Origin of the sequence: Streptomyces sp. NBC_00370, from assembly GCF_036084755.1 — a bacterium.
In the GTDB taxonomy this organism is placed as follows: Bacteria; Actinomycetota; Actinomycetes; order Streptomycetales; family Streptomycetaceae; genus Streptomyces.
Map to the genome: position 1 here is coordinate 8,551,460 of NZ_CP107968.1, position 11,794 is coordinate 8,563,253.

At 65.4% G+C, this 11,794-nt stretch carries 7 protein-coding genes and 3 pseudogenes; 4 read left to right on the forward strand and 6 right to left on the reverse strand.

Annotated elements, in window-relative coordinates:
- Nucleotides 1-19 precede the first annotated feature (19 nt).
- Nucleotides 20-827, reverse strand: a pseudogene (locus OHS57_RS37515) (IS5 family transposase).
- 254 nt (nucleotides 828-1,081) lie between these two features.
- Here OHS57_RS37515 and OHS57_RS37520 point away from each other — a divergent pair.
- From OHS57_RS37520 to OHS57_RS37525, 3 genes are read left to right on the forward strand one after another with little or no spacing between them, the layout of a single operon-like run.
- Nucleotides 1,082-1,588: a PAS domain-containing protein gene (locus tag OHS57_RS37520; RefSeq protein WP_328584957.1), complete on the forward strand. Its 507-nt coding sequence runs from the start codon at nucleotides 1,082-1,084 to the stop codon at nucleotides 1,586-1,588.
- The gene (locus OHS57_RS37860) at nucleotides 1,525-1,749 is read left to right on the forward strand and encodes a PAS domain-containing protein (protein WP_443043035.1); all 225 of its coding nucleotides are present in this window, start codon (nucleotides 1,525-1,527) and stop codon (nucleotides 1,747-1,749) included. The genes OHS57_RS37520 and OHS57_RS37860 overlap by 64 nt, the downstream gene beginning before the upstream one ends.
- A complete protein-coding gene (locus tag OHS57_RS37525; RefSeq protein WP_328584958.1) occupies nucleotides 1,692-2,564 on the forward strand; it encodes a GAF domain-containing protein in 873 nt (290 codons plus the stop codon). The genes OHS57_RS37860 and OHS57_RS37525 overlap by 58 nt, the downstream gene beginning before the upstream one ends.
- A 164-nt stretch (nucleotides 2,565-2,728) precedes the next feature.
- Here OHS57_RS37525 and OHS57_RS37530 read toward each other — a convergent pair whose 3' ends face one another.
- From OHS57_RS37530 to OHS57_RS37540, 3 genes are all read right to left on the reverse strand, one after another.
- Nucleotides 2,729-3,889, reverse strand: a complete 1,161-nt coding sequence (locus OHS57_RS37530) for an IS701 family transposase (protein WP_328584959.1) — start codon at nucleotides 3,887-3,889, stop codon at nucleotides 2,729-2,731.
- 200 nt (nucleotides 3,890-4,089) lie between these two features.
- Nucleotides 4,090-6,495: a KAP family P-loop NTPase fold protein gene (locus OHS57_RS37535; protein WP_328584960.1), complete on the reverse strand. Its 2,406-nt coding sequence runs from the start codon at nucleotides 6,493-6,495 to the stop codon at nucleotides 4,090-4,092.
- A 777-nt stretch (nucleotides 6,496-7,272) separates the two neighbouring features.
- Entirely contained in the window at nucleotides 7,273-8,109 is an 837-nt protein-coding gene (locus OHS57_RS37540) for a hypothetical protein (protein ID WP_328584961.1), read from the reverse strand.
- Nucleotides 8,110-8,732: 623 nt separating this feature from the next.
- On the opposite strand from OHS57_RS37540, the pseudogene OHS57_RS37545 reads away from it, so the two are divergent.
- A pseudogene (locus tag OHS57_RS37545) lies at nucleotides 8,733-9,565 on the forward strand (IS3 family transposase); the annotation flags it as partial.
- Between the two features lie 273 nt (nucleotides 9,566-9,838).
- On the opposite strand, the gene OHS57_RS37550 reads toward OHS57_RS37545, so the two are convergent.
- Together OHS57_RS37550 and OHS57_RS37555 are read right to left on the reverse strand one after the other, a co-directional pair.
- Entirely contained in the window at nucleotides 9,839-10,942 is a 1,104-nt protein-coding gene (locus tag OHS57_RS37550) for an NUDIX hydrolase (protein ID WP_328584962.1), read from the reverse strand.
- Between the two features lie 48 nt (nucleotides 10,943-10,990).
- A pseudogene (locus OHS57_RS37555) lies at nucleotides 10,991-11,736 on the reverse strand (PIG-L deacetylase family protein).
- Between the last annotated feature and the right edge of the window lie 58 nt (nucleotides 11,737-11,794).

An 11,794-nucleotide genomic window follows, 5' to 3' on the forward strand; every position in this document is an offset into this window, starting at 1 on the left:
CCTGCCCAAATTCCCAGGCTCAGAAAGTCAGCCGACGGAAGCAGATGCGCAGGGCGGCTATACCAACGAAGGCGAGGAAGTGCTCGGGCTTGCGTTCGTAGCGGCGGTGCAGGCGTCGGCAGCCGGCCAGCCAGGACACGGTTCGTTCGACGACCCAGCGGTGGCGGCCGAGCCGGGTGGAGGGCCGACTCCCTTGCGGGCGATGCGGTGGCCTATGCCGCGTGAACGGAGCCATCGCCGCAGGTGGTCGTAGTCGTAGCCCTTGTCCGCATGCAGCTTCGCCGGCCGCCTGCGTCGTGGGCCGCGACGGGAACGGATGGGAGGGATTCCGCGGATGAGCGGTTCCAGTCCCTGGCTGTCGTGCATGTTGGCGCCGGAGATGCCCAGTGAGAGCGGCAGTCCGTTTCGGTCGGTGCCCAGATGGATTTTCGATCCCAACTTGCCTCGGTCGGTCGGATTCGGTCCCGTCAGAAGCCCCCTTTTGCCGCCCGGACGCTGACGGAGTCGATCGCGCACCGGGACCAGTCCAGCTCACCCCGCGCCCCGAGTTTGTCCAGGACCACGCGGTGGAGACGGCCCCAGACCCGATCCGCGCTCCACTGGGCGAACCGCCGGTAGACCGTCTGCCAGGCCGGGCCGAACACTGGCGGGAGCTGCCTCCAAGTACAGCCCGAGGTGGCCACGAAGATGACCGCGGCCAGAACCTCACGGTCGTCAGCCCGACGGCGACCTCCGCCCTGCGGACGCTTCACCTCCGTGAGCGGCACCACCCGCCGGAACAGCACCCACAACTCCTCCGGCACCAGCCGCTCAACCGGAATCGCCATGCACAGCTCAACGAGCGATCAAGCCATAAGAAACGGTGTCTTAATGTGCGTGCGCGGCAGCGTGAAGTGATGGCCCGCTGGCAGGGCGGGCGATGCGGGAATTGCGCATCCCGAACCTGCACCGTTTCACGCCCTAAGGGGAGGGGGTCGCCGATAACCCTTGATCCAATTGAAGGCTTGAGCGTCCCATCGGGCCCGCTGTGGCTATTCGCAACCGAGCAAGCTCCGACTCCTCAATAGCAGTATTCTCTGAAATGCCCGACGAAAGCGAGACGGCGATGGACGAGCGGCGCGTGCCCGACACTACGCGGCTGGGCCTGCCCGACGATGACGACGCAGGGACCGCACGGGCAATCGTGGACGAGCGCGGAACCGTGACGCAATGGGGAGAAGGCGCTCGCAGGCTGCTGGGCTATTCGCCCGCCGACATAGTTGGCAAACCAGCAGCCAGCCTGCTCGACGAAGAGCCCTCGGCAGACACGCTGCGCAATGTGAAATCTCTGATGACATGGCAAGGGACCGTGCCACTGCGGCACCAGGACGGCCACCGAGTTGAGATGAGCGTGCTCGCCCAGCAAAGCATGGAGGGCAAGCACAGCCACGGCTGGCTGCTGGTCAGTGCGCTCACTCATACCGCCGTCGAACCGGGGGACACAGCACTCACGGCGTGGACTTCGAGCAACTGCCATGTTGCGCGATGGCTGTCTTTGACGTGGCCCTGCGATTGCGACGCGCTAACGGCTACGCGGAGCGCACTCTGAACGTCACTGAGGACGACTTCCGTGGTCTACGCCACAGGGACTTCCTGCCCCTAAACTCTGAGGTCAGAAAGGTTGAACGAGCCCTTTCCCGGGTGATGGAGACGTGCGGGTCCCTGGCGAAAGCCGCGAGCATGCTTGGTCCAACTTCGTATATCCGCTGAAGAACGAAGAGGGCGCTGTGCGCGGGGCGGCTGTTTCTGCGCACGATATAACCGAGCAGTACTGGGCCCGTAAGCGACTGCAATTGATCAATCACGCCAGCGCTCACATCGGCAGCACCTTGGACGTGGCGCGGACCGCTCAGGAACTGGCAGATGTGGCTGTCCCGCAGTTCGCCGACTTCGTCTGCGTCGACCTGCTCGAGTCCGTGGACCGGGGAGAGGAGCCCACGCTGGGGTTGATATCCGGTTGGGTCGCCTTCCGGCGGACCGCTATCAAATCCATACTGGATGGCTGCCCCGAGTCGGCTCTCAAGCCAGGAGACGCAGACTCCCATCCCGACTGCACGGCCCCGGCCCGGGCTTTGGCTGCCGGTCAGGCCATACGACGTTCCAGCGCTGAGGCCGATTTCGCAAGGTGGTTGGCTGATGATGCTTCCCTAGCTCAGGAGCTCGGGATCCACGCAGTGCTGGCGGCACCGCTGATCGCCCGGGGGGCGACTGTGGGGGTGGCGACGTTCGTCCGTCATGCGACGCCGGAAGACTTCGACGAGGACGATCTGCTTCTCGCTGATGAGCTCGCCTCCCGCGCTGCTGTCTGTGTGGACAACGCCCGTCGCTACACCCGCGAACGCGGCACCGCAGCAGCGCTGCAGCAGGCGCTGCTGCCAAGGAGCACGCCCCGTCAAGCTGCAGTTGAGGTTGCCTCCCGGTACCTGCCCACCGGCATCTTGGCTGGAGTGGGTGGCGACTGGTTTGACGTCATTCCCTTGTCCAGTGCCAGAGTTGCTCTAGTACTGCAACGGTCTTTGTTCTGATGGGTGGTTGGTTTCTGGTGGGGTGTGGCCTCGTCGTTTGTAGTGGCTGATGCGGGCTTGGAATTGTCGTCGTCGGCGCCAGTGTGACCAGTGCAGGACATGGTCGATGAGGTTGGCGCGGGGCCGGGTCAGGCGGGTTGTCAGTCGCCGGATTTCGGGGAGGGTCAGGGCGATGAGCTGGGAGGATCCGTTTCTGCTTTCTCCGTGTCGAGCGCGCGGGCCCGCAGAACGGTCAGGCAGGCGTGGGCGGCCATGGCGAGGGTGATGTGGCGGTGCCAGCCGGGGTAGCGGCGGACCTGGTAATCGTCCGGGCCGCACTCCTGCTTCGCGGTTTGGAAGCATTCCTCAACGGCCCACCGGCTGCCGGCGACGCGGATCAGCTCGTCGAGTGTGGTCTCGGCGGGGCAGTAGGCGATGTAGTAGGAGATCTCCGTCGGTCGGCTGACGCTGCGACGGGCGATGACCCAGTGCCGGCGGTCCTCGCGGTGCCAGGGACGGACCTCGACCCTGGCCCAGTCGTAGACGCGTGGGCTGTGGGCGCCGTTGCCGCAGGAGCGGCGTTTCCACTTCTGCCGGGGCAGGTGGGGAAACAGGTCGTGGACCGGGTGGTCCATGGCCCAGCGGGTGACGACGGTGTCGTGGCGGGTGGTGGCCATGACATGGAAGACATCGGCCTGCTCGAGTTCGGTCCGCCAGCCTTTGGAAAAGCCGTAGGCGGCGTCCGCGGTCACCCACCGGAACGGGATCTTCTCGGTGATCGCGCGTCGGACCATCGCTTTGGCGATGACGACTTTCGTCTCGAAGGCGACGTCGTCGCCGACGCCGGCAGCCTGGCAGCGTTCGCGGTCATCGGTCCATGACGTGGGCAGATACAGGCGGCGGTCGATCAAGGTGCGGCCGCGTTCTGCGGCATAGGCAAGGAAAACCCCGACCTGACAATTCTCTGTCCGCCCCGCGGTGCCCGAATATTGGCGTTGGACGCCGGCCGAGCGGACGCCCTTCTTCAAGAATTCGGTGTCGTCCACGATCAGCACTGCGTCCGGGTCGCCGAGATGCTCCACGACGTAGTCGCGGACGTCGTCGAGGACCTCATCGGCGTCCCAGTCACACCGGTTCAGCAGCCGGTGCATGCGGTCGGGAGCCGCGTGGCCGGCCTCCTCCGCGAGCGTCCAGCCGTTCTTCCGCTCCAACGGAGCGATCAGCCCCCGCATATAGGCCAGTGCTGACTCCCGCGGCTCCGACCGAGCGAATCGGTGCACGAACCGCTCGTGCAACTCACCCAGACCTGCTGCCCACGCCCTGACCTCACCCAGTTCCCCACCCATAGTCAGATCAGCGACTGTCCTGGCCACCAGTCACGCCAAAGACCGTTGCAGTACTAGGTCTGCCGGCAGGTCGCGTTGGCGCATTCGCGAATGGTGGCTTCCTCGGCGAGATGGTCTGTACGTCTGCAGCAACGCTACGGCACGCAGAGTGGGGGACCGGTCCGATCAAGTTCAGTACTTGGACTGGACAGCAAAGGGCCTCAAAAGAGCCGTTGTGCAAGGTCTGCAACCGCGGGTCCGTCAGCGGTGGCGAGCAGCGTGCGGAGGTCTGCACAGGCGTCGTGATGAGCGAGGGAGTCCATGCCCGTTCTGCGCAGTGCTTTGGCCCAGCTGACATCGTCGCCGGTTTGGGGGGTGAGCAGTGCCAGGCCGGTTTCGCTATCAACTCGGGTGGTGAGGCCACTTTGCAGAGCGGGCCAGCGGGCTGTGATCTCAGCGAGGGTGATGAGGTGCATGGCGTCTTCGACAGAGAGGGCTTGTGTGGTGCCCTCTTTATAGGCGAGGACGCGCAGGTAGAACTGCCACACCGTCAAGAGCCGTTTGGCTTCCCGGATGGACAGGTGGCGCTGGGCGCTCAGTCTGTCCTGCAGGTGATTACGTATGACTGGGTGTGTTTCCAGCGCGAGTACTTGGGTTTCAAGTTCGGGCTGCGGAGCTGCCGTGCCTGTTGAGGCCAGGTGCACTGCTGGAGGGCCGACTGGTGCGGTTGGTGCAGTGTTGATTTCGGTTGATTGAACGGGTCCCAGCAGGCTGCTCATGGCGGCTACGACGCTGTGGTGGGCGATGGGGGGAAGGGTGACGGGGAGTTGGATGAGCTTCCGCAGGAACGTCCATCCCCAGGAAGGGTCCTGGTGGCCTGCCTGTCCTTGCGTTGAGGCGAGATCGGAGTAGGCGCGATCGAGATGGGCTGCGACGACGGCGGAGTCCAGTCCGAGAACGAAGCGGCATGGGACCGCATTCGGCTCGACGGGGTGATGCAAGCTGTGGAGCGCTCCGGAGAGGAAGAGGTTGATGGCCTCGAATACTTCGGCGGTTGCGCGGGCTGAGCAGCGGTCTAGATCGTCGATGAACACGATGAGCTCGCGGCCGCTGAGCCAGATTGTTTCCAGGAGGTCGCTGATGTCGTGCTGGACGAGATAGAGGTAGCCGGACCGGGCGTTGTAGTAGGGGTCGCGCAGTGCGTTGTCTGATCCGGGCGCCGGGGCGGCGAATGCAGCGCTGAGTACGGGACCGTCGAGAATCTCTCCTGGCAGGAAGGACTGTGCCCGCCCGAGCAGGAAACGAAAGAGGGTGTGCACGAGCCCTATGGACAGAATAGCGAGTGGGAGTCCGATGGCCAGGAGTGCGGCGTTCGTGGTGTGGCCCCACCACGTGTAGTGCGTATCTGCTTTGGCCAGCTGCGCTACGACTGGGACGACCAAGGCAAAGACGCCCACTCGCAGGAAGGGCGACAGGAGCCGCCGACTAACGGTACGGCGCAGATGATGGCGATCGAGCCGTTCGGTGTTACGGCGCAGCCAGTACGCTTCACGGACGCGGCCGGCGGTGCCCTGCGCGCTGCGTGAAGCTTCCACGATCTCGCGAGAGAGTCCGGCCCAGATCTGATCGCTCGTTTGATACGCCCATGGATTGAAGCGAACCGTTACCACCGTGCGAGGGGTTGCCGGAGGGGAAGGTTTGCCGCGCAGCAGGGGCCAATTGCTGTCCTTGCTCTTGGCATCCGACCGGTGTTGGTTGAGTAGAATTCTGATAGCGGAGCGTACGGGCAGGTTGCGGCGGCGCAGCTTTAGCAGCCATTTGTGTGCCTGATTCTTCCGATGCTGCCAGCGGCCAAAGGGTGCCGGAATCAGGTCCTGCTGGCGGGCGATGACCTCCTTCTCGATGAGTTGCATGATCGTGGATTTGCCTGACCCCCATGGCCCCTCGATTGCTACTACGGAGGGGCCAGTACCGTCCTCTGCGATCAGTCCATTCGCTGGCGAGGAGCTTGCCTCGGTCGGCGTGAGCAGGTCGGCCACCGCGGACACCAGGGCCATGCGATCGAGTAGGTCACTGCGTGCCGGCCGGTCAGCGAAGCCTCTGAAGTGGACGGCGCCCTTATCGAGGGCCGATCTATCAGACGAGCCTCCTAGAGCGGCTTCTCGCTCAAGCCGCTCGCGCTCGAAGCGGGCCAGAAGATCGGCAGAGGGGTCGAGTAGGGCAGAGCGCGGTACATCGGGGTGTGCATCAAGCTGCTGATCGAGCCAGCGCGCGCCCAACCAGTCACCGATGAAAGGGAAGCTGCCCCGCAGTTCGTGAAACCACCGCAGATCACCCGGTGTGGGGTCCACGGCGCACACCAAGTGCCACTTGTCCGGAGGATTCCTGGCCGCTACCCTTTCCAGATTTTGGCGGACCTGGCGACGGCGACTGGTGGTCATGGCCCCAGCGAAGGCCCTGATCTCATAGGCCACACGCTCACCGGCTGTCGTCTCCGCCACCACGTCGACGTCGCCCACATCGTGTGAGGGTACGCGAGCGAGAGGATCCACTCGCAGCAGCAGCATGGTGACCACGGCATGAAACTGCTGGTAGTTGGCCGTAAGCCGGTCCCACGGGTAACTCACCGGCCAAGGATACGATCACGGCGAAGCTTTCGCTCTGCTTTGCCGAAGATCACCGTCATCCTCCCTTTGGGCGCTTTGCGGAGCGAGCGAACCACCAGTCGGCCGACATCACCCCCGGCCAGGCATCCCTCACCCCACATGGGGCCCTCCATCGAACTGCTCACGCGGCTGCGCGCCAACGGGCGCGCCGACACGTGGGTTCCGGCCTTCGACCAGGCGTGGGCTAGCGCACTCGAGGAATCCCGCCGTCTTTCTCCCTCGCCGGGCTGTACGGGGTCGTCCAGGTCTGGCAGGGCCGTCTCGCCTCCGGCCCGGCGGTCATGTCATCGTGTTCGTCGCCTCCGGATACGACGCCAGCGGCTTCTTCGACACGGCGGAGCTGCGGAGCCGGCGCCGGTCTGTGGACAGCCGTACGCTGTCCGCTTCTCCGCACCTGCCTTCCCCTTGCCGTACTGAGACTGACACGTTCAGCCGTTGAGCAGGCACGGTGTCACGCCCTCAGCCTGTACACGACGGAGGCTTGTCCTGCCGAGGCTGCTCTTCGTGGGCGGGCCGGGGTGAACGACAGAAGGCGCCGTTGGACTACGCCGCTTCCGCGGCGGCCGGCCGCTTCGTGACCTGCTTGAGCGTTGCCCAGTTCGGGTGCGTCGTCACCGTCACGGCCAGCTCGATCAGCCGCTCCCGGAACGGTGCGCAAGTCCTTGGAGCGCTGACGCAGTAAACCCGTCTGCAAGCCATGGAGCCCGCAGAGTCCCTGGGGGCTCCGGTGTAGGGGAGTTACAGCAAAGGGTGCTGGAGTTCCCGATGCTCGAGCTCTGAAAGAGGGACGTCACACATAGCCGGCAGCATCACCAGGATCGAAGTGGTAAGGACGTCCTGTCCTGAACTCGTTCCAGGTACAGCTCCTCCGGAGCGGGCTCGTAGCAGGACGCCCTCGATCACGGTGTCAAATAGTTCGGCTAGGTCGCGGGCGGTTAATCCCGGACGCAGGGTCAGCCCATACCCAGCGAGTAACACCTCGTACAACTGGGTCCACTCATTGATCATTTCGTGTTCAATGCGGCGTACGGCCTCTTGGATCTTTGGCTGTCGAGGCAGCGCTGCTTGGAGAAATGTCTGGAGGGTGACGACCGGATCGTCGAGTGCCGACGCTATCTCTGCTTGCGCGGCTTCACGGATCAGTTCCGCGAGTGGCAATTCGGCTGCAGCTTGCGTGAACTCGGCGGTCATCCTCTTGACCCGCCGCAAGGTGGGCGCTGATCGGAATATGTAAGCGATCAGGTCCGTGATGTACGCGTGATGATGAGCCCATGTGTCCACGTACCGCTGCCGGCTCAGCGACTCCGAGAGCCACGCATCCGGCACCACCACAGGAGCCAGCTTCATCAAGTGCTCGCCGCCCATGTTGGGAAAGAGCTTCATCTCCGGAACATCAGCAGAGGGAAGACCACCCGAGAGGTGATGCTCAAAGAGTGAGTAGGCACCGAGATCGCAGAATGCGCGGGTTATCGGATCTCTGGCCCAATGCTGCCGCGTCTTCGCCGTGCGGCTGAGTCTGACTTCCTGGAAGACAAGCGAGAGGTCCTCATCGTCCTCCCCATTCCAAAGCGCCACCCAACTAGGCCAGTCCCAATGCGTCAAGGGTTCCCTCCGGAGTGCCGCATATCAGTGAGCAGTGGGTCAAGTCAAGGGCACTTGTGAGTGTCCCCCAGCCGTCGCTGCTCTCAGTGTGCTGGACCAAGGAGCCTTCCGGGGGAGCATCGCCAAGATCCCCTGACTCCCGTCGGTGTTGCGTCGGAAGCTCATCTCACCGGCGTCACACAGACTTGGGAGCTGACATGGCACGCATAAACCACACGAGTACGGTTCTGCTGGCACTCACCGCGACTATCGCCTCTCTTGGAGGTTGCGTAGCGCTTCTTCTGGCCTTGGAAGAACTGATGGCAGCACATAGTTCTGTCTTTGCGGCTCTGTGCACCGTAGCCAGGGCGTCTTTTACGGCTTCTACTGCACTGGCCAGCCTTCGACGTCGGCACGAACGGAAGCCGTCCAAGGTCACTTAATCTTGACCATGCCCGGCTGGAGGTGGCACACCGAGGAAACGGTGTGCCACCTCGTCAGTTGCCCAGTCCATGCCCAGCTCGCGCAGCGCGTCCAGCTGATCAGCTGTGGGGCCTTGACCCCTGATGTTGGACACACGAGACACTGGATCCTGCGGATCTGAGAACGGACATCTCGTGGTCATGAAGAACTACCCGCCGAAGTTCAAGGCGGACGCGGTCGCGCTGTACGAGTCGCGGCCCGATGCGACGATCAGGTCGGTCGCCGCCGATCTGGGGATCAATCCGGAGACCTTGCGGAACTGGGTTCGGGCGGCCGGAGTGAGTCGTCCACAGGGACGCCGGACGCAGGAACCGACCCAGCCGCCGGCACCGCTGGAAGCGGAGAACGCCGCTCTGCGGAAGAAGGTCCGTGAGCTGGAGGAGGAGCGCGAGATCCTGCGCAAAGCGGCGAAGTATTTCGCCGGGGAGACGCGCTGGTGAACCGCTTCCAGCGCGTCGCCGACCTCCAGCGCCGCTGCGGCGTGAAGCGGCTGTGCAGCATCCTCGGCGTCAGGCGCTCGAGCTTCTACTACTGGCGCCGGACAGCCGCGGACCGGGCCGTCCGGCAGGCGGCCGACGCGAAGCTGGCCGACCGGATACGGGCCGTGCACCAGGAATCGGACGGTACCTACGGAGCCCCACGGATCACCGCCGAGCTCCGCGAGACGAGGGGAGAGGCGGTCAACCACAAACGCGTCGCAAGGATCATGCGGGCGTCCGGGATCGAGGGAGTCCGGTTGCGCCGCCGGCACCGCACCACCGTCCCCGACCCAGCAGCGGTCAAGGCTCCGGACCTGATCGGCCGCGACTTCAGCGCCGAGAAGACAAACACAAAGTACGTCGGCGACATCACCTACCTGCCTATCGAGGGTGGGAAGTTCTGCTATCTGGCGACCGTCATCGACCTCGCGTCACGACGTCTGGCCGGCTGGGCAATCGCCGACCACATGCGCGCGGGTCTCGTGACTGGACCTGGTGCTCGCTCACTCGGCCCTCGGCGAACCCGAAGCTGCCGTGCTCGTCACACGGGAAGCTCTGGGGGCCGGACGCCTCGTACAGTCGGTTCGAGGTCGCGCGAAACAGGTGAACCGACAACTGCGCATCGACCATCTCGCGCACCCTGACGTCATGGCGCTAAACGAGGAAGTACGTTTCCTGACTGCCTGACGACACCGTGGTCGGCCCGATGTCTTCCGTGCAGGCCACCCAGCAAGCGTCAGCGGCGGGACGTGCGGGGGCGTCTACCAGCTGGTGGGGCCGGTGAGTTCGGTGAAGGACTGGCGGGGCGCTCTGGGGATACCGAGGCGTTCGCGAGCGTGGTGAACGGCCGCGAGCTGATCCGCTGCCGGCGGCCCCCAGTTGAAAAGCTCAAGGGCCTGTTCCGGGGTGGCCAGGACCCGGGTGTACATGCGGCCGGTGGCGGGGTCGGCGCGCATGGGACCGATGCTGCGAAGGGCGGCGGCGTAGCGGAGGCGCGCGTACGGGTCACCGTCGGCGGTGAGGTAGCCGAGGTAGTGAGGATCGCCGAGTTGGGCGGCGGCTTCTTCGTCGGCTTCGCGGATCAGGGTGGCGACGGGACTGTCCTGGTCCTCGGGTTCGGGTGTGCCGCCGGGAAGGCAGGCAGCCCCGGTATCGGGTTCGAGGAGGACCAGGACCCGGCCGTCCGGCGCGAAAAGCCAGCCCCACGACTGGCGCACCGTGAGAAGCGCGGTGGGGACCGGGCCGGTCCGAAACTCGTAGTGGGACTGGTCACGGGCGGTGCGCAGCACACCGACACGGTCGAGGACGGTGGGGGCGATCGGGTGGCCGTCTTCCAGGAGCACCGGGCCGCCGCCGTTGAGGCGGGCGCGGAGCGCGGACATTGCTCGGCGGGCGTCGCTGGGTGACAGCAGGTCGGGCAGGCGGGCGGGTTCCACGAGCTCGATGGAAGTGATCTCCTGTTCGGGCAGGCAGACAGCATCGATCCGGTCGTCGGTCCAGGTGCCGCCGTCGTAGACGAAGATGGCCTCGCCGGGGAACCGCATGACGGCCGGCGCGCTGGAATTCGTGGGGGAGACCCAGTCGACGGCGAGGCCGTGGGCGATGGTCATGGTGACGCCGAGTTCCTCGTGCAGTTCACGTGCGGCGGCGTGCGAGGGAGACTCACCCGCGTCGATGCCGCCGCCCGGCAGGAGGCAGGTGGTGCGGTAGTCGACGTGCTGCACCAGCACGCGGCCGCAGCTGTCGGTGATCAGCACGGAGACACCTGCCCACAGCGCGGCGGAGGCACGCAGCGCCCCGTACGCCTCGTCGGTCATCAGGGGGCCCGGCAGATCGTCAGGGGCGGACGTTGGGATCGTTGTCATGATTTCTCCGATGGGGACAGGGCGGTGGGTGGTGCGGATGGCGGGCTGTCAGGCGGTAAGGCGATGGGGGTCGTCCGGGATGGCCGCTGGGGTGAGCCGGGCGAAGTACTCGGTCTGGATGATCTTGTTGCGGGTCTCTTCGGGGGCGCGGGCGAGGAGGGCGGGCAGCGAGCGTTCGCGGGAAACTTCGCTGTGATGCGCCATGATCGCCTGCCACTTCGTTGCGGCCCACGGGGCGACGTCGACGACCGTGGTCACGTACGTCTCCGGGACACAGAGCAGGCGCTTTCCGACCCCCTCCAGAAGAGGTCCCAGTTCACGGATGCCGCTGGCGGGGTGAGTGGCCGCGTACAGGGCCCGGGGCTGCCAGGGTTCACCGGCTTCCGGGTAGAGGTGCGGAAGGCCCGCGGCTTCGACAGCGAGGAGAGTGATCTGGTGGGCACGGCGGTGGCCGGGTGGCCGGTCAACTGGCCCAACGCGTCATGGCCGATCACGGAAGTAGGGCGGAACTGTCTGATGTGTCGGACCAGTTGGGCGACGGCCTCGTCCAGGTCAACGTCGCACAGCCGGGGCTGTCCCGGTGCGGACGCCTCGTCGCGGGCGTCGCGGTATCCGAGCATCCGGGGCGCGCCGGCACCGAGGACAGCCAGGGCCGCGGCGAGTTCGGCGGCGCGCGGGCTGTCCGGGGCCCAGGTCGCGGTGACGACCGCTGTTCGGGCACCGTCACCGCGATGCCGGGCGAGGACTCCGCCGGCGAGCAGACTCTCATCGTCCGGGTGTGCGAATACGCCCATCACGGAAGGAACTTCGGAAACATGGGCTGACTCAGGTGCTGCCACCAGGAAACCTTTC

Coding starts and splice junctions, on each gene's coding strand:
- OHS57_RS37520 (WP_328584957.1), top strand. CDS start 1,082: ATGCCCGACGAAAGCGAGACGGCGATGGACGAGCGGCGCGTGCCCGAC.
- OHS57_RS37860 (WP_443043035.1), top strand. CDS start 1,525: ATGGCTGTCTTTGACGTGGCCCTGCGATTGCGACGCGCTAACGGCTAC.
- OHS57_RS37530 (WP_328584959.1), bottom strand. CDS start 3,889: ATGGGTGGGGAACTGGGTGAGGTCAGGGCGTGGGCAGCAGGTCTGGGT.
- OHS57_RS37550 (WP_328584962.1), bottom strand. CDS start 10,942: ATGACAACGATCCCAACGTCCGCCCCTGACGATCTGCCGGGCCCCCTG.